The organism is Agrobacterium fabrum str. C58 (assembly GCF_000092025.1).
Lineage (GTDB): Bacteria > Pseudomonadota > Alphaproteobacteria > Rhizobiales > Rhizobiaceae > Agrobacterium > Agrobacterium fabrum.
Genome location: NC_003064.2, coordinates 82,746 through 101,129 on the forward strand (window position 1 = coordinate 82,746; position 18,384 = coordinate 101,129).

General features: G+C 57.0%; 9 protein-coding genes and 4 pseudogenes. 7 read left to right on the top strand and 6 right to left on the bottom strand.

Annotation, left to right across the window (positions count from 1 at the left end; translation table 11 throughout):
* Positions 1 to 19 precede the first annotated feature (19 nt).
* A pseudogene (locus ATU_RS24350) lies at positions 20 to 1,971 on the top strand (glycoside hydrolase family 127 protein).
* Positions 1,968 to 3,100, top strand: a pseudogene (locus tag ATU_RS24355) (ABC transporter ATP-binding protein). The pseudogenes ATU_RS24350 and ATU_RS24355 overlap by 4 nt, the downstream one beginning before the upstream one ends.
* 32 nt (positions 3,101 to 3,132) lie before the next feature.
* Here the strand turns inward: ATU_RS24355 and ATU_RS24360 are convergent.
* Positions 3,133 to 4,086: a LysR family transcriptional regulator gene (locus tag ATU_RS24360; RefSeq protein WP_010974349.1), complete on the bottom strand. Its 954-nt coding sequence runs from the start codon at positions 4,084 to 4,086 to the stop codon at positions 3,133 to 3,135.
* Positions 4,087 to 4,179: 93 nt separating this feature from the next.
* On the opposite strand from ATU_RS24360, the gene ATU_RS24365 reads away from it, so the two are divergent.
* The 4 genes from ATU_RS24365 to ATU_RS24380 all read left to right on the top strand — a co-directional run bounded on the left by ATU_RS24365 (position 4,180) and on the right by ATU_RS24380 (position 10,518).
* A complete protein-coding gene (locus tag ATU_RS24365) occupies positions 4,180 to 5,139 on the top strand; it encodes an MBL fold metallo-hydrolase (RefSeq protein WP_010974350.1) in 960 nt (319 codons plus the stop codon).
* A gap of 681 nt (positions 5,140 to 5,820) precedes the next feature.
* Positions 5,821 to 7,263: a DUF7125 family protein gene (locus ATU_RS24370; protein ID WP_010974352.1), complete on the top strand. Its 1,443-nt coding sequence runs from the start codon at positions 5,821 to 5,823 to the stop codon at positions 7,261 to 7,263.
* Positions 7,260 to 8,312, top strand: coding sequence for a sensor histidine kinase (locus ATU_RS24375; protein WP_010974353.1), 1,053 nt, complete (start codon positions 7,260 to 7,262; stop codon positions 8,310 to 8,312). The genes ATU_RS24370 and ATU_RS24375 overlap by 4 nt, the downstream gene beginning before the upstream one ends.
* A 1,099-nt stretch (positions 8,313 to 9,411) precedes the next feature.
* Complete coding sequence (locus tag ATU_RS24380; RefSeq protein ID WP_162180338.1) at positions 9,412 to 10,518, top strand: cache domain-containing protein; 1,107 nt, start codon at positions 9,412 to 9,414, stop codon at positions 10,516 to 10,518.
* A gap of 14 nt (positions 10,519 to 10,532) precedes the next feature.
* Here ATU_RS24380 and ATU_RS24385 read toward each other — a convergent pair whose 3' ends face one another.
* From ATU_RS24385 to ATU_RS24400, 4 genes and pseudogenes are all read right to left on the bottom strand, one after another.
* On the bottom strand, positions 10,533 to 12,506 hold the full coding sequence (locus ATU_RS24385) for a glycosyltransferase (RefSeq protein ID WP_010974356.1): 1,974 nt from the start codon (positions 12,504 to 12,506) through the stop codon (positions 10,533 to 10,535).
* 3 nt (positions 12,507 to 12,509) lie between these two features.
* A complete protein-coding gene (locus tag ATU_RS24390; RefSeq protein ID WP_010974357.1) occupies positions 12,510 to 13,703 on the bottom strand; it encodes an HlyD family secretion protein in 1,194 nt (397 codons plus the stop codon).
* Positions 13,704 to 14,092: 389 nt separating this feature from the next.
* A pseudogene (locus tag ATU_RS24395) lies at positions 14,093 to 14,704 on the bottom strand (transposase); the annotation flags it as partial.
* Positions 14,705 to 14,745: 41 nt separating this feature from the next.
* Positions 14,746 to 15,078 (bottom strand): annotated as a pseudogene (locus ATU_RS24400) (transposase); the annotation flags it as partial.
* A gap of 414 nt (positions 15,079 to 15,492) precedes the next feature.
* On the opposite strand from ATU_RS24400, the gene ATU_RS24405 reads away from it, so the two are divergent.
* A complete protein-coding gene (locus ATU_RS24405; RefSeq protein ID WP_010974358.1) occupies positions 15,493 to 17,046 on the top strand; it encodes an ISL3 family transposase in 1,554 nt (517 codons plus the stop codon).
* A gap of 518 nt (positions 17,047 to 17,564) precedes the next feature.
* Here ATU_RS24405 and ATU_RS24410 read toward each other — a convergent pair.
* Positions 17,565 to 18,338 (bottom strand): SOS response-associated peptidase family protein, encoded by a 774-nt coding sequence (locus ATU_RS24410; protein ID WP_010974360.1) that lies wholly within the window; start codon positions 18,336 to 18,338, stop codon positions 17,565 to 17,567.
* Positions 18,339 to 18,384 lie beyond the last annotated feature (46 nt).

The window sequence follows — 18,384 nt, forward strand, 5'->3', positions numbered from 1 at the left end:
TTTTGAAGGAAATAATGGCATGACCACTCTTTCTTCCTCTCCCGAGACGATCCGTCCCGCTGCCAAATTCCGGCCTCCGGCTGTCGACCAGGTGCGCGTTGGCGGGTTTTTCGGGCCTCGGATTGAAACTATCGCGACGACCACGGCACACACCCTGCTTGATCGATGCATCGAAGCAGGAATGCTCGATCAGGTTGACCCGGAACGTCCCAACCCCGGGCTTTGCATACCGTACCAGCAGGGCAATGATACCGTCAGCACGCAGATGTTCTGGGATTCGGATTTCGGCAAGAGCATCGAGGCGGCGGCATACGGGCTGTTGCACAAACCGGATGGCGTACTTGAGGCGCGTATCGATGAAATCGTCGATGCTTATGGGAGGCTGCAGGACGAAAATGGCTACCTGAATTCCTGGTATCAGCGCATTGAACCCGGCAAGCGATGGACCAATCTGCGTGACTGCCACGAGCTTTACAATGCCGGCCATCTCATGGAGGGCGCCGTGGCCTATTATCATGCGACGGGCAAGCGCAGGTTTATGGATATCATGGCCCGCTATGCCGATCATATCGCGACCGTCTTCGGGCCGGGCGACGGGCAGAAAAGAGGCTATTGCGGGCATCCGGAAATAGAACTGGCGCTGGTCAAGCTCGGCCGTGCCACTGGCGAACAGCGCTACCTGGACCTTGCCCGTTTCTTTGTCGATGAGCGCGGCCAACGACCGAATGGCGAACACTTTTACGATCGGGAAGCTCGCGAGCGTGGACGAGACCCATCGGACTATCATTTTGCGACCTACGAATATTCGCAAAGCCACATCCCTGTGCGCCAACAGCACCATGTCGTCGGTCATGCCGTGCGCGCCGCTTACCTCTATTCCGGCATGGCCGATGTTTCGACGGAATACGGCGATGGCAGTTTAAAGCCTGCCCTGGGTGCCATATGGACGCATCTGACCGAAAAGAACCTCTATGTGACGGGCGGGTTGGGCCCTTCCGCCCAGAACGAAGGCCTGACATTCGATTACGACCTGCCGAACGAGACTGCCTATGCGGAAACCTGCGCCGCCGTTGCCCTTGTTTTCTGGGCCAGCCGCATGCTTGGGCCAGGGCCTGACCGCACTTACGCCGACGTGATGGAACGGGCGCTTTACAACGGCGCGCTTGTTGGTCTTTCCCTTGATGGAACCCGGTTCTTTTATGACAATCCCCTGGAGAGTCGCGGCAAGCACCATCGCTGGACCTGGCATCGCTGCCCTTGCTGCCCCCCAAACATTGCGCGGCTGGTGGCGTCTGTCGGCACCTACCTCTATGGCGAAGCGGAAGATGAAATCGCGGTCCACCTTTATTGCGACAGCGTAGCGGACTTGAAAACGGGGGGAACACCGGTCCGCATCCGTCAGGAAACCGCCTATCCTGTGGAAGGTATGGTGCGATTGACGCTGGAGCCGGAGCAACCGAGCGAATTTACGCTGGCCTTGCGCCTGCCGGGATGGTCGCCAACGGTGACGATCCGTGTCAACGGAGCGTTGGTGGATCCAGCCCGGGTCGAACAGAAGGGTTACGCAAGGCTCACGCGACAGTGGAAGGCCGGTGACCGGGTGGAACTCGAATTCGACATGCCGGTGCAGCAGCTTTACGCCAACCCAAAGTTGGTGTCGATCAGGGCCGCGTCGCGCTTCAGCGTGGTCCGCTGGTCTATTGCCTCGAAGGCGTCGACAACGGTGATGATCTCAATGCCCTGGTGCTGCGGCCGAACAGTGATTTCCGGTGCGAAGCTGTAGAGGCGCTTGGCGGTCTTCCCGCGCTTGTCACGACCGGAATCCGCGAGACGGGCGCTGGCGAAGATCTTTATACCGCCACGGCGCCGCGTCGCGAGAAAGCTGAAATCCGCGCCGTGCCCTATCATGTCTGGGACAATCGCGGCGGCGGAGAGATGCTGGTCTGGATCCGCAAGGAGGCCGATCAATGAATGTCGCGGATAACAAAGGCACGTCTATCGCGATGAGTGGGGTCGAACTAAAGGGTGTTTCGAAGAGTTTTGGCGCCGTTGATGTCATCCATGATATCGACCTCTCCATAACAGCCGGCGAGTTTGTCGTTTTCGTCGGACCGTCAGGCTGTGGAAAATCGACGCTTCTACGCCTGATCGCCGGACTGGAAGAGACCAGCCGGGGCGAGATCCTGATCGGTGGACGCGACGTGACGGATGCCGATCCGTCCGACCGGGGGATTGCCATGGTGTTCCAGTCTTACGCGCTCTACCCGCATATGACCGTTGCCCAGAACATGGGCTTCGGCTTGCGGATGGCACATCGCCCGAAAGAGGAGGTCACAGCGATGGTGCGGCACGCTGCCGAAATCCTGCATCTGACACCTCTGCTCGACCGGCGTCCCGGCCAGCTCTCCGGTGGCCAGCGCCAGCGGGTTGCCATCGGGCGCGCCATTGTTCGCAACCCGGAGGTCTTCCTGTTCGACGAACCGCTCTCCAATCTCGACGCTGAATTGCGGGTTGGCATGCGCATCGAGATCGCCAGGTTGCACAAACAGCTTGGCAACACCATGATCTATGTCACGCACGATCAGACCGAAGCCATGACGCTGGCAGACAAGATCGTCGTTCTCAGGGCAGGGCGCATCGAACAGATCGGCTCACCCTTTGAGCTCTATAGTGATCCCGATAACCTGTTCGTTGCCGGTTTCATCGGCAGTCCAAAGATGAATTTCGTCCCAGCCGGGCATGAGGCGGGCGCACTCGTTGTCGCCGGCCACCGCTTAACCTTTGCCGCGCCTGCCGGATTGCCTACGAACTGCCAGTTGCAGCTTGGCATCAGGCCGGAGAACCTGACGCTGACCCGTGACGGTGAAAGGGGCCTTGCCGTTACCGTCGGCTTTACTGAATTTCTGGGAGGCACAACCTATCTCTACGGTCATATCGAGCCGGGAATGCCGCTGATCGTTCAGGGTGAAGCCGGCCCGGCGCCTCTCGTCGGCCAAACGGTTTTCGTGACTTCGATCCGACAAATGCCCGATTTTTCGATGCCGAGGGGATGCGTATTCGTCATGTTGAGGAACGTCCCGAAGCCGTTTCAGGCGATTAGCTTTCAAACAGCCGTTTGATCTTTATGGGACGTCACGCCGCAACTTCCGCGATCCTATCCTGGTTCTCCGACAACATCGCCTCACGGATTTGTTCCCGCAACCACGCGCAGCCAAGATCGCTGTCCATGTGAAGCGGCCAGACCATTGCCACGGGTGGAAAAGAAAGCGCCAACGGCACTGGGCTGACCTCAAGTCCCAATAGGGGGCCGTAGCGCCGCGCAATCCGCGACGATACGGTGGCAATCACCGCAGATGAGCGAGCCGTGGCTAATACCGACATGAAATCGGGTGCAGCCGCCACCACTTCCAGTTCTGCTCCGGCGTGTTCCAGCGCATCCTTGACGCAACCATGCAGGCTATCAGTCTGCGAGATGACGGCGTGTTGTGCGGCCATATAGGCATCAAGGCTCACCGGGTTGGAAACCTTCAGCAATTGCGGATTGAAACAGCACAATACGCTCGACTGATACAGCGGCTCGCTATGGTGCCGTGAGTCCGGCAGATAACTGCACCCGACTGACATATCGATGACACCCGCATCGAGCATCGCGTTGACCTCCGTCGCATCACCACCTCGCGCGAGAATGCGAATACCCGGCGCGATATCCCGCAGCCGTGCCGTCAGATCGGGCAGCAGTAGCAGCTCCACCTCGCTGGAAAGCCCCAGCCGGAATGTGCGTTGCTCGGTGGCCGGTTCGAAGGCGTCCGCCATCAAGACGGCCGCCTGCGCCTGCCGCAATGCCTGCCGCACCGGACCAGACAAGTTTAGCGCCCGCGCCGTGGGCTTCATGATCTGGCCCACACGTATGAATAGCTCGTCCTGAAACAGCGTGCGGAGGGTGGATATGTTGTGACTCATGGCAGGCTGCTGGATTTTCAACCGTCGCGCTGCACGCGTGACGCTCATTTCTTCCATCATCGCGTCGAAGGCAACGAGGAGATTAAGGTCGAAGGACCGAAGATTGAAATGGTCGATGACTTGCATGAACCGTATCGATTTGATTGCTGGCTGAGGCAGTCTTAGCTGATTGACCTGAACTTGCAAGCCGTTCCGCACCCTCACTCAAGGAGCAAACCCATGCCATCACGTCGATCCATTCTCAAAAGCGCTCTGACCGGCTTGGTCGCCGCACCGTTCGTCGCGCCGTCACTCACCTTTGCCAAAGCCCCCTATGCCGTTGTTCAGGCACCCGGTTTTTATCGGTTGAAAATCGGCTCTGTAGAGGTCACGGCCTTGTCCGACGGTACTATCCCTCTGCCGCTCTCCAAACTCTACACCAACACCAGCCAACAACATGCGCAAAGCGTACTGAGTGATGCCTTTCTGCCCGCATCCGTGCCAACTTCCGTCAATGCGTTTCTGGTCAATACCGGCGACCGACTGGTGCTGATCGACGCAGGCACCGGGACCTACATCGGGCCATCGCTCGGCAAGCTCGCGGCTAACATTGAGGCATCCGGTTACAAGGTGGATGACATTGATGATGTCGTCCTCACCCATATCCACACCGATCATTCCGGCGGGCTGGTGAGCAATGGTAAGCGCAGCTTTCCGAACGCCACATTGCGGGTCAATGAACGGGAGGCGAAATTCTGGCTGAGCGCGGACAACGCCAATGCGGCAACGGGCATCGTAAAGCAGCAATTTGCCGAGGCAGACCAGTGCGTAACGCCCTACGTTAAAGCTGAAAAATTCGAAACCTTCGCGGATAACGCCGCGCCGGTTCCTGGCCTCGGATCCATTCTTTATGCGGGGCATACGCCCGGCCACAGCGCCATCACTCTGGAAAGCGAAGGCCAGAAGATCGTCTTCTGGGGCGACATCACCCATGGCGATATCCTGCAGTTCGATGAACCCGGCGTCGCCATTGAGTTCGATATCGACCAGAAAGCCGCCGTGGCTGCACGCGACATTGCGTTCAAGCAAGCGGTGGAAGGCAGATATCTGGTGGGAGGCGCGCACATCGCCTTTCCGGGTATCGGCCACGTTCGCAAAGACAGCACAAATTACGACTGGCTGCCCATCAACTACGCTTAAGCTGCGACAACCGGCAAACATCCGGTGAAACAGGTGGAGAAGGGAATGCTTGTAGACGCTCCGCAACAGCCTCTTCTTCCGCCATGACGAGCCTTCGTTTGCCGAGGGCTACTGCCGATCTCGCCTTTTGAATAAACACATATGCTCAATAGGCACCGCCACAGACTTTCTGCACGCGCCATTGGCGTCGAGGCTGCGGATGCGCGCCTCGGACGAAAGACATTCGATACAAGGCGGGTTGCTCTTGTTGCCACGGATGCTGGACCCGGTGACTGCCCTGTCCGCGTTACACGGGATCCAGTCCGGCCGCCTTCGGCGATGGGTCCGCGACGGTAGCGCCGCAAGAAGCACAACGGGTGCAGGCGTTGGTATCGTCATTGCAACGGCCGCAATCGCATTGCTTGCGATCGTAAAGCCATTCTGATCGAGATATCTTTTGAGTTCCGTGATTCAGGCGTTGATCGAAACGACAAATCAAGTCTCGACAGTTCTTCTTTATGAACCTCCGCAGGTTGGGATTCCCCTTCTAGGCCATCCGATGGTGGGGGCTTATTGGCACCAACCTCATTTTTCATAATTGCATACAAATGGCGAACGAGTTGATGTTTTGTGAAAGAGAAATATAGATACTGTAGTGAAGTTGCCTCGATCTCAATGCGCGCGGCCAGCGGGAAGGTGAACATGCCGAAACCGAAAATGCCCTCTGTCGCCACCACCGGTATCGCGGGGCTTGACGAAATCCTTCGCGGTGGTCTTCCAGCATCCAATCTCTACATTTTGCAGGGCGCTCCAGGATCGGGCAAAACCACCGCCGCCCTTCAGTTCCTGCGAGCCGGTGTTGCCGCCGGCGAGAGCTGCATTTACGTGACGCTCTCGCAGACGGCTGCCGAGCTGAAGGCGATTGCTGTATCGCACGGCTGGACACTCGACGGTATTCGTATTGAGGAACTGGCAACATCCGGCTCTGTAAACGAGGCCGATGATCAAAGCATATTCATGACGTCAGACCTGCGGCTTGACGAGACACGCAAGGCGATTGAGGCCGCGATTGAGGAGCATAAACCGCGCCGGCTTGTCTATGATTCGCTTCTCGAAATCCGCTTGATAACCGGAGATTCTCCCCGGTTCCGCCGGGAGTTGATCGCCTTCAAGGCTTTCCTTGCCAAGCAGGATGTTGTGGCGCTGCTGCTTGATACCCAGTCGTCAGATTTTGATCGAAGCGGCGAAGAGATGGAGGGACTGGCTCACGGGGTAATCCGCTTTGACAAGTCGCTGGAGGAGTACGGTGGTGTTCGCCGCCGTGTCGAGATCTCCAAGATGCGCAGCGTGCCGATCGCCGACGGCTATCACGACATGGCGATTAGGGAAGGCGAAGGCGTGGTGATATTCCCTCGAATTATGCCAAGCGCAGCATCGGACACCGGAAAGCCACAACTGATCAAATCCGGTGTTGCCGAACTTGACGAGATGTTCGGCGGGGGCCAGGAAGCCGGAACGACAACCCTCGTCATCGGTCAGGCCGGGACCGGAAAATCGACGATGTCATCACTCTATGCAACAGCGGCACTTGAACGGGGAGAGAACGTAGCCCTCTTTCTATTTGAGGAGCGACTGGAAACCTTCTTTCGCCGGTCCGAAGGTCTTGGAATGCAACTCAGGCAGTTTCATAAGGATGGCAGGCTGATACTTCGTGACTTCAATCCCAACGAAATCTCACCGGGTGAATTCGGCCAGATCGTTCGGGATGCCGTGACGCAGAACAAGTCGAAAGTCGTCGTCATCGACAGTCTGACCGGTTACCTAAACTCGTTGCCACACCGGGACAAAGCAGTGCGCGACATTCAGTCCCTGTTAAAGTACCTGGCGCGCTCCGGGGTGTTGACCATGCTCATTGTGGCCCAGCACGGGCTCCTCGGGCAGAATGTCGGGATCGACGTGGACGTGAGCTTCCTCGGCGATACAGTCCTGCTGTTGCGGATCATGGAACATGAAGGGCGCCTCCGTCGGAATATTACTGTTGTGAAGAAGCGCCACGGCCCGCATGATCTGGACGTGAGGGAGCTGATCATAGAAAGCGGTAACGTCAGCGTGGTGGCCTACAACCCTCTTCCCGATCCAAAATGAGCGGGCTGCCAAGGGAAAATGAGGTGGACTGGGTGCTGGTCCTTGCCCCGTTTCGAAAGGATGCTGATTATATTGCCGCTCTTTTGCAAGACCAAAAGGTGGGGATGGTCTCGGCCAAGGTCGATGATGATCTTGAGGGTCTTCTTTGTTCATCACCAGACATCATCATCGTTACTCACGAGGCGCTCACTCCCTCTGTCTTGACCAAGCTTTCCGATCACTTGAAAGCTCAACCCGATTGGTCAGAGATACCGATCATCGTTCTTCTTGAGAAGGCCGCACCGGTGCAAGACATTCGCGACCGATTACAGGCGGCATGGCCAAAATCCCGTCTTCTGTTCCATTTGCGTCCGATCGCGCCGTTGGAGTTGGCCAACGCCGTTCAATTGAATCTCCTGGTACGATTACGGCAGCGGCAAGTCCGGGATTCCATCGAGCGAGAGCGAGAGCTGCGTTTGGAACTGAACCATCGCGTCAAGAACATCCTTGCCACCGTCACCTCTATTTTCCAGATGACGCGAAGAGGCGCTGCATCCGTGGAGGAACTGGCAGGCGATTTTGGCGCGCGGCTGCAGGCCCTTTCCGGTGTTCATTCCGCAGTCTTCGAGGCAGGCGGGGAAGAGGTTGGCCTCTCGTTGATCATGGCGACGACTGTCGCTCCCTATAACGGTGATGGCAGCAGCCGAATTGCCGTCTCCGGGCCGGACATAGTTGTGAGCCGGGATGCCGGGACGACCATCGCTCTTTGTGTTCATGAACTGACGACGAACGCTATCAAATACGGCGCACTTTCTGTTCCTGAGGGCAACGTTGAGGTAATTTGGGAGGTAACCGATGGTAATGATCCCCTGTTCAGCATGAACTGGATTGAAAGAGGTGGCCCGCCCGCAGTCACGCCAAGCCGCCAGGGATACGGTACACGCTATATTCGTTCAGCGTTGGGGTCACTGTTGGGCACAGCGCCTCAACTACAGTTCGACACCCAGGGGTTTCGCTGTCGTATTGCTGGACCGGTTTCGCAGCTGCGCACTGAAAGGCAGCCCGGGTAGCGATGATCACCGATGTCAGAACCACCGTGTCGAAATGGCAAGGAGTAAGCTATAGTCGACATGGATAGGGCAGCCTTCAGCTAACAAGGCCAGCCCGGCGCTATTTACATGTAGCGCCACGCATATTTGCCCGGCGCCCGATCGAGCGGTGAGTTGTGGGGCGACGAGGTTTCATCGGTCTCGACCGTATGGCCATTAAAGACGTTAGCTAAACCAGTACAGGGCGCCGACGGTTCAGATCCCTTCAAGGCGTAGGCTACGGGATATCTGCGCGAAGCCAACTATCGAAAACCGCACCCTATACCAAGGCATTGGGGATGACGAGACCGGATTAGTACCGGTTCAAACCGCAAAATAGCTCACCCTTCCGCGCGATGCGTTCGGGATTCCAGTCGCATCATAAAAGCACCACTTCCATTTCGCGACCGCAGGAGAACCTATGCTGTTTTGCTTGTTTCCGCTCGAACGAATAAGGACAGATGAGGTTCCTCGCAGTCAGGGAGTTCTTGCCGGTCGGGGGAAACGTGCGCTTGTAAGGCCGCAAGCTCTTGCTTTACCTCGTTCTTGACTCTCCGGCACAATCAGAACATTTTAGGAACGCAAGCCCAGAGAACAAACGTGCCGGTTCGCGCGAATGCATTTACTTTGGCTGATGCTTCAGGACGCTATCGACAAGATGGAGGGCGTATCGCGAAGTGAACGCATGGTACTGCCTTTCGGAGTAAAGGCGATCCATAACCGTATCCCGTATCGTTGACGCACCTATGGCGCACTCCACCAAATTGGGGGAGGTGGAAGCGACGCAGTTTTCGGCGCGTCAACGGCATTGTTCACGGCTGGCATTGCCGCCAGGACAACGCGACATGTTTTGTGGTGTCTGACCCGCACGGACTTGTTTGCGCCGGCGCTTGCTCAAGTTAGGCTCGATCCCAACCGTGTTGGCTTCGTCGCCGGGAACGGCGTGGGTCGCGATTTTTGGCAGATCCGAATTCGCGACCTCACGCCAGAAAAAACAACCCCTGATAATAGGCAGATTGCTGGCCCGCCGGTCGTTATCTAGTTTCCGTCGACGTTTACACGACAAAACGCGATGGTGTCCATGATCAAAGAACCCAAAAGCCGCCTGCCTTCGCTGACTGCTGTCACAGCGGGTTTCATGTTCGCCTGTATCCTCGTCGGTGTTGCGATCGTGTTCAAGGTGGTAGACGATCGAATGCTCGGTTTTCAGGAGGCAAGTCTGCGAACTGCCGTGGAAACCAGGGCGCGAGGCGTCCAAACAGCTTTTGCCGCTTCCCTTTATCGGGAATGGATAAACCTTGAAACGCTGGGAAGCTCGCTTGCGGTGAGCCAGCCCGAAGACATCCAGGACGATCTTTCAACGCTCGTGGGAAGCGGACGAGTCGTGTCATGGGCAGGGTATGCCGGAAATGACGGCAAAGTACGCGTCGCGTCGAATGGTCTATTGGTCGGGACGGATGTGTCATCGCGTCCGTGGTTTCAGAGGGGGCTTCAGGGCAACTTCGCCGGGGATGCGCACGAAGCGGTTCTTCTTGCGGCTAAACTTCCTGCTCCCGAAAGTGGAGAGCCGTTACGGTTTCTCGACCTGGCAGCCCCTGTAACCGGTGTTGGTCAGTCGGTAACAGGAGTGCTTGGGCTTCATCTTAATCTGGAGTGGGCAAAAGCCTACATTAGTGAGTTGAGTGATGCCCTGGACGTCGACGTGCTCATAGTCAATCCCGAGGGCAGGGCTGTTATATCGTCCTCGAACGAGAGCCCTTCCAACCTTGATGTGCCGAGCTTTCGAAGAGCAAGGACAGGTGCAACCGGCGTGAGCCTCGAGTTATGGCCGGATGGGGAGAATTACTTCGTAGCCACGCTTCCCGAGGCAAGCTACCAAAGCCTTCCAAGATTTGGATGGTCGATTGTCGCGAGGATCGATGCGAACGCATCCAGGAATCCGGCCAGTAGCTTCTCCAGCGGGCTACTTCTTAGTTTGTCTCTCCTGACCATGGCGCTGCTGCTCCTCATGTCCTTGTTCATTGTCTCGTTTATTCGGCCGTTCCATCACCTCGCCGTTAATGCCAAAGCGGTTGCGGATGGACAGAACGTATATCCTTACGAGAGCAAAAGAACCTCCGAACTGGCTACAATCGGTTCGGCAATTTCCCGCTTGCAGGCAAATGCAGACCGACAGGACAACGAGTAGGGAAGCCGGACCGGCTACCGGCGGGCAAAACGGGTGGTGGCGTCCCTGATGATCGCTGACAGCCGTGTTGACGTGACACTCGGGACGCTCCCTCCCGCATACAGCCTTTTCAGCAAGAGTTGGTACTGCGTTTCATCCAGCCCGAGCGCAACGACCAAGCCGTCGTCGGTTCGATCCAACACCGTGGCGGTGAAATCTCCGATTTCTTTGAGTTTCATGATGACCTGGGTAGCTATAGGCGCGTCTACCCCTCTGAGACGGGCAGTTTCCTGCGTCAGGTCCGTCATCCAGACACGCTTCAGCGCACCGCCGAGGGATATCACGACCCGTTCGGGACGATCCGCATAGTGTTTTTCACGTCGTGGCAACTCGACACAGACCAGCAGCGTTACGGCAAGGATCACCAGATTGTAAACAGTCCAGAACAGGATAACGACCTTCCCGTCTCCTGCGTCGTTGAACGCGAAACGGTCAGAGACCAGACCTATCAGGACCCCGGCAACGGTCAGAAACGTCAAAAGAAGGAAGGGGCGCATAAGACGCCATTGGACAACGACTTTTGTTCGGTCTCCTCCCTTTGCCGTAACACTGAAAGGGTGACCTTTCGGTTTCACAAGCCCCACAATGGCGGCTCTCGATATGGGGAGCGCACCAAGCAACTGGCTGACGTCATTGACGATGGGTATCACCATTCCGGACGAGATGAAGTTCAACACGAATAGGATCCAGACCATATACGCCCCGAAATAGCTGATGACATCGGGAACAGATGCGTTGACCACCGTGATGTTGAAAAACCAGTAAAAGAGAGGAAAGGTCATGGAGGCGATGCGGAATGTGAAGGTAGTGAGCCAGAAAAATACCGAGTCAACGACGCTCCAGCGATCGCGCAGCCGCAAATTGTTCCGCGAAAAGGGACCTAGCCTTCCTCGGGCAATCTGCATGAGCCCCAGGCACCATCGCGCTCGCTGAGTGACGTATTCCTTCAACCCCTCCGGAGCAAGGCCCTCGGTCAACGCTTCATTCAGATAGACCGTCCGATAGCCGTACTCCTGCAACTGAAGCGTCAGCATGAAATCTTCCGTGATGCTGTCTGTCGGGAACCCACCGGAGGCCTGCACTGCCCTCCATCTGATCACCGACGACGTGCCGCAGCAGAATGCGATCCCCCAGCCGTCGCGGCTTGGTTGTAAATGGTCAAAGAAAAAGCGCTGCTCGTCGGGATAAGATCGGCTGAGCCCGAGATTATGCTGGATAGGATCCGGATTGAAGAAGTGCTGGGGGGTTTGAACCAGTCCGACCTCCTGGTCGTGGAAAAGCGCAAGTGCGCGCGAGACAAAATCCGTGTGAGGAACAAAGTCCGCGTCCAGCACGGCTATGAAGTCTGGCGGTTGATCGTCTTGCGCAAGAACGCCCAGGGCATGATTGATGTTGCCGGCTTTCGAGCCCTTGTTATCTGGCCTGCGAAGGTATCGAACGTCGTGCTCCTCGCAGAAATCACGCAGCCAGTCACGGCGCCCGTCATCCAGCACAAGAACCTGAACGTCCGGATGATCGCTGGCCTTGGCTCCGACGATCGTCCGTTCCAGAACGGCCTGCTCCTCGTTGTACGTGGCGATCAGAATCGCGACTTTTGGAGGCGGATCCGGTTTCCACCAGGATTTGTTCTCCTCGACTTCCGGCGACCGATCAGTGGTTCTGGTCAGGATTGTGAACGCGCTCAGCGACGAGAGAACAGATAATGCTTCCAATGCAAAGAATGACCAACTGAACAGACAGTCCAGCGTGAAGCCGGGCGGGGCCAGGGTCTGGGTTCCTCGCCACCAGATATATCGCACCGCTAAAGCCATTCCGATCGCGAAAAGGAAGGTCCTGTGGGTCCAGTTACGATTGTTCAGGAGGTATGGCAGGACGAGTGCGCACCCGAAGGCCAGAGCCAGATGAGCGAAGCTCGACTGGAGTTCGCTAAGATAGAGAAAACTGTCCAAGTCCTATCTCCATAGTCCTCGCAGCCAGTCAAAAGCCCGCGTTTCGAAAAACACCCTGCCGGTGCGCCCTGCGAGGCACCGAAGGTCGGGGTCGTCCCGAAGAGCCGGGACATCAAGTGCCACGTCGTACCTCTGGAGGTGGCGCTGACTCGGTGCTATTGCCATGTTTTCATAGATCGTAGCCGCGCCGGAACCTGCAAGGCGGATTACCGATCCCTGAAGAACCTGACGGCTTCGGTTAAGGCGAAAGGTCGCGGGTGCGCCGACCCTGAGGGAATTGTAGACGCTTTCCGACACGGATAAGGTCACAATTGCGGAGTCGCAGTCTATCAGGCGCATGAGGTCCTGACCGCGCTGGACCGTTTCGCCCGAAGCGGAGAGATACTCCCACAGCGCACCATTCACATTTGCCGCCAGATCTGACGAAGAAAGTCTGTTTACACGAAGACGCTCGTTCGCCAGCCGATCTGAAATTGCAGTCAATGCCAGTTTCTTCGCCTCAAGTTGCGCTTTTAATTCCAGACGCTGTACGTCGATCTCGGAAATCCTCTGTTCGGAGTAGGGAGCGTCGTTAAATCCGTCCCCGAGAAAGACTCCCCGCTCGGCCGCCTTCTGTGCGACAACGATTTCGGCGGCCTGAGCCTTTGCATTTGCGACCTCCAGCGCGGAAACCTCGGAAAGTGACTGAGCCTGTTCGAGGGACTGTGCGGTGGAAATGCCCTGACCGCTTAGCCGTGATGATCGCTCGCGGCTGAGTTCCGCGTATTTCAGACGCGCCTCGGACGCGGCACGCGAGGCGTCGGCAGACTGGGCCTGAGCCGCGAGCTGGCGTTTTCTTTCCTCACGATAGATAGCCGCGCGGGTCTGCAACTGATCAATCGATTCATCGAAAGACGTGACGACGGTTTCGAGCCTTTTTATTTCGGTCTGAGCATCGGCCTGTTGAAGTTCGAGATCAAGGAGACGGATGCCGTCAACAAGAGGATCCTCAAGAGAGCCCAGTGGATCGCCTCGCGCAACCTGGGCGCCCAGCGGCCTGGAAATCAATTCTATTTTGCCAGCGATGGGAGCGCGTATCGTCGTCAAACGGGCATTTATGAACGCATTTGCACTCGCCCCGCTAAGCTGTTCCCCAAGCACCACATAAAGAGCACCGCAGATCAGCAACAAACCGAATCCGATCTTTATGAGCTTCATGTTTCCTCCTCCGCATCTACCTAACAAAACGTACGGCCGGGGATCGGTTCACCCTGCTTGAGGAAACCCGCTCCCAGCGTTAGCGCGCGGTTAAACGAGAACCGGCGCATATAGACTTCCAGCTATCAAACCACCGAGCGCTAAACCTGTCTCAGGTCAAAACTTGCCTGCGAGTTTTTGTGGAGCGCTCGCTTTGCACGATATTCGACGGGCAAAGGGCGAGAACGGTGTGACGGTCACCGAGAAGAGGAGGCTCGGCGGCGTCATGGATAGATCGAGAAGCTCGGGAGACGCGACTAGGGTCGGTCGTTCGTTCGACACGCCGCGTGAATTAGTCCAGATCGACAGCAATAAGATCGCGACGCGGCGGTCGTGACGGGCGGATCGCACGCAGGATCAGACGGGGAGATGAACTTTGGCGTCACTGGCGACGCAGCACCGAAAGCGGCATCATCGAGAACAGCCAGATATTCTCGCACCGAGCGGCCAGCGTCCTCCTTTGCTTCCCACTCAGCTCCTGGTACCGAACGCTGTTTGTTGGCATCCGCTGCAATAAGGCTGGCATCGACGGCAAATCCTTCCGCGCCCACCAATCCTTGCGCGAGGCATCGCTCCACTACCGTTTCGAACATGTGTCGCAGGATATCGCTCTGCCGGAACCTGCCATGGCGATTCTTCGAGAAGCTGGAGTGATCACGCACCTTGCCGCTCAGTCCGAGGCGGCAGAACCAGCGGTAGGCGAGGTTGAGATGGACCTCTTCACACAGCCGCCGCTCCGAACGAATGCCCATTGTGTAACCGACAATCAGCATCCGCATCATCAGTTCGGTATCGACCGAGGGACGGCCAGTGCTGCTGTAGAAAGCCTTCAACTGCTCTCGAACGCTATCAAGTTCGAGATGTCGGTCTATCCCCCGCAAAAGGTGCTCGGCGGGGACGTGATCGTCAATGCAGAAGTCATAAATGAGCTGCGCCGGAGCTGCCTGACTGTTGATTGCCACTGAGAACTGACCCGACGGGAAGCGAAAAAACTTGGACTGATTTAGACGCTAAGGCCAAGACTTCTGCGATACTCTATGGGACTGAGTGATCCCAATGATAATTTGATGCGCTTTTCATTGTACCATCGGATGTAGGCATCAACCTCCCGGACAAACTGCTTGATCGTGATGGTTCTCCAGTCGCCAGGATAAAACAGTTCCGTTTTCAACCGACCGAAGAAGCCTTCGCACGCGGCGTTATCCTGTGAATAGCCCTTGCGAGACATCGAACGTAATAGCTTCGCATCGCTAATCCGCGTGAGCCAGCCGGGCCAGCGATAATGCGCTCCACGATCAGAGTGGACGATCGTCCTGCCTTCGCCGTCGGTAACGGTCTTGCCTCATCTTGGGCGGATGGCCCTACGACAATTTGTCTCTCGCAGGTCCAAATCCGCCAAACGCGTGTGGGTGATGACAATGCAAAGGACATTTATGTGCAAGCTTTTCGGTTTCGTTCGCAAAATATTTCTACAACCCATTGGCGCTCGATCAGCTGTGATGGAGATGCGCCAGGTTTTTGGCCCAGACGCTACCTTTTCTATCATGGTGCCTGTAGATTGGCTGGACGAGTCGCAGACGGAAAAGCTTGTGATCAGCGCGCCGCGTGGCGTGTAGACGAGGAGGTGTCGCTGCGCAGTTTCGCTGCCGCGCGGTTTGCCTGTGTTTCGGCGTGGAATATTGGCTCTGACTCAGTTTTGATGCAGTTGTAACGATGCTGTCTTGCTGGTTTCCACAAAGGAATCAGCATGATGAGCACCAAGTTCCGCGCTTCTGATTTGGTACCGGCTGGCTTCACCGCCGAACGCATCACTCACATTGATGACGAGACCCGCATCGTGCTTTCCCGAGCAGTCGCTAGCGCGGCGTGTCCGGCATGCGGACGAATGTCGCGAACGGTTCGAAGTCGCTATTGCCGCCAAGTCGCGGACCTTCCCCTCTCTGGGAAACGCGTCAGGCTGCTCGTACAGACACGAAGATTCGCTTGCGATGCCGTGCTCTGCGGCAGACAAATATTCGCTGAGCGGTTTGGCGAGGTCCTGCTTCCCTATGCCAGACGAACCGGACGCCTCGAACATCTCGTCCACCATTTGGCGCTTGCGCTTGGCGGAAGACCGGCGGCGCGTTTTGCCCAACGGCTGATGCTTCCCGTAAGCAACGATACCTTGCTCCGCGTTATCCGCAGGCAAGGACTTCCGCCGTCGACCCCGCCCTCGGTGATCGGCATCGACGACTGGGCATGGCGGCGCAACCATCGCTACGGCACGATCGTGTGCGATCTGGAACGTCGGCGGCCGGTCAGTCTGCTGCCGGACCGGGAGCCGGCGACGGCAGAGGCGTGGTTGCGGGGAAATCCCCAAATCGAGATCATTGCTCGCGACCGCGGTGGCGCTTACGGGCTGGCGGCAGCAAAGGCGTTGCCTGATGCAGTGCAGGTCGCTGATCGATGGCATCTGATGGAGAATGCCAGCCGTGCGTTCCTGGACGCCGTCCGCAAGTCGATGCGGCAAATCCGCAAGACACTCAAAGCAACGCGCGTCAATCCCAAGCTGCTGACCGCGGCCGAACGCCTTCAATACGAAGGCTATCTCCGGCGCGAACAGACCAACGCGGCCATCATCGCGCTGGCAAAGGACGGTATCATGATCAAGGAAATCGTGCGCCGTACCGGTCATAGCCGTGGCTTGGTCCGCCAAGTGCTCAGAGGTCAACGAAACGATGTCTTTCGGTCCAGAGAAAGCTCATTGGAGAGCTATTTTGAATGGCTCGACGCGCAATGGGCCGCCGGCAAGCGGAACGCTACTGAGCTATGGCGGCGTTTGCGAACACAGGGATTTCGTGGTTCTCGCCGGGTCGTGAGTGAATGGGCCACGAGAAGAAAGCGGGCCGACAAGGCGGATGCGGAATCGTTGACCCGCATTCCCTCCGCCCGAACGATTGCCCGCCTTTTGACAAACAGCAGAGACAACCTGACAAAATCCGAGACCGTCACCATCGCGGCCATCGAAAGCGGCGTCCCGTTGCTCATTGCGGCTCGCGATATCATTACCGACTTCCATCTGATGATCCGGCGCAAAGCGGAAAACCAACTCACGTCTTGGATCGACCGCGCCCGCGACAGTCTGGTTTCATCCTTTGGCAATGGCGTGGTGAAAGACATTCAGGCTGTCCGGGCAGCTATCGTCTCACCCTGGTCAAATGGACAAACCGAAGGGCAGATCACCAAGCTCAAGCTGGTGAAACGCCAAATGTACGGACGCGGAAAACTTGATCTTCTTCAAGCCCGGCTGATCGGTGCGACATGAGAGAATTGCACCAAATCTGCGTCAGAGCCAATATTGGACGCCGATAAGGGGTCAACATTCCGAGCCGATTGACATGCAATCGTCCCGGTAATGGGTTCAATCCATGCTCGACCATACCGGTTCGTGGATTCTCTCAAGATTTTCGCATCACTTCGCTCTGCTATGGAGGACGACAACCTGCGTAGATTGCCGGAGTTCGGGGGTGCCGATCAGTTCATCGCCAGCAACTTCGTTCTCGCTGTTCCCGCATACGCGAGCGCCGCCGTCGCTTCGCTTTGGGAGCTGTCAAAAGGCTCTGACGTCCTTTGAGGTCTTCTTCGGATCCGGGATCTGCTCCCAGCCTCAAGCACGGTGGAAAGCGATCATTGGTCTCCTGTCGAAAATGCTTTCCCAATTCTGCGAGCAATCAATCAATTTGACTTCGTATGGACGCTGCTAAATCGGGGTTTCTCACAAGCTCCCTTAAAACATCCGGCATGGCGATCTGAATGTCGTCGTGCTGCTGACTAAAGCGCTTTTTATAGCAGCCTGCCTTGCTCCTCCGACTCGCCAGATTTCGACACAATCGACGACCCATAAGGCTCGCGCGACAGAATAATCAACGCATCGTTCGGTAGTGGGCGGGCGAGGTGCTTTGCCTCGTCCCAGGGTGCCCGCATCCAGATTTCGGTTTCTTCCCTCGTCAGCAGCAGAACGGGCATGGCCTTCTCATGGATCGGCTTGACGAGATCATTGGGATCCGTGGTCAAGAAGCCATAGAGGTCGTCAGTGGTGAGGCCGTCACGTACTTTGCGTACACTCTTCCATTGCGGCACGTGGATACCGGCGAAAAACATCAGCGACTTTGCCTCATCACGGGCAAACCAGGCATTGGGCACATTGCCGCCTTCCTGTTTGCTCGCGGGGTCCGGTTCGGCGAAGCTTGTGACCGGGACAAGACACCTGTGTTCGACACCAAACCACCGCGTCCAGTGAGGCAGGTTGAGCTTGCGGACATTGGTCACGCCACGGTCCGGCTCCATGCGAATGAGTTCGTTGATATCGAAGGCTTTGCCCTTGGCCTTGAGTTTATCTGCTCGAGCTTCCGCAGCCTTCTTTTGCACGAAGATCGGTGAGGGCAGGCCCCATCGGGCATGAACCAGCTGCTTCTTGCCGTCCGCCGTGTTTCGGACGATCGGCCCCATCTGGTCGGGGTTCATCTGATAGGCTGGCATCAGATTGATCAGGCTTTCGGCGTCCTGGGCCCATTTTGAGACCCAGTCCTTGTCTTCCATGCGATAAAGGTTGCACATGGCAGCAATTCCTCCGTTGCGACCGAATGCAGTTTGTCAGGTTCCG

What these genes read in the sequence shown, in the direction of transcription:
- ATU_RS24360 (WP_010974349.1), bottom strand. Translation starts at nt 4,086, where the DNA reads ATGCAAGTCATCGACCATTTCAATCTTCGGTCCTTCGACCTTAATCTC.
- ATU_RS24365 (WP_010974350.1), top strand. Translation starts at nt 4,180, where the DNA reads ATGCCATCACGTCGATCCATTCTCAAAAGCGCTCTGACCGGCTTGGTC.
- ATU_RS24370 (WP_010974352.1), top strand. Translation starts at nt 5,821, where the DNA reads ATGCCGAAACCGAAAATGCCCTCTGTCGCCACCACCGGTATCGCGGGG.
- ATU_RS24375 (WP_010974353.1), top strand. Translation starts at nt 7,260, where the DNA reads ATGAGCGGGCTGCCAAGGGAAAATGAGGTGGACTGGGTGCTGGTCCTT.
- ATU_RS24380 (WP_162180338.1), top strand. Translation starts at nt 9,412, where the DNA reads ATGATCAAAGAACCCAAAAGCCGCCTGCCTTCGCTGACTGCTGTCACA.
- ATU_RS24390 (WP_010974357.1), bottom strand. Translation starts at nt 13,703, where the DNA reads ATGAAGCTCATAAAGATCGGATTCGGTTTGTTGCTGATCTGCGGTGCT.
- ATU_RS24405 (WP_010974358.1), top strand. Translation starts at nt 15,493, where the DNA reads ATGAGCACCAAGTTCCGCGCTTCTGATTTGGTACCGGCTGGCTTCACC.
- ATU_RS24410 (WP_010974360.1), bottom strand. Translation starts at nt 18,338, where the DNA reads ATGTGCAACCTTTATCGCATGGAAGACAAGGACTGGGTCTCAAAATGG.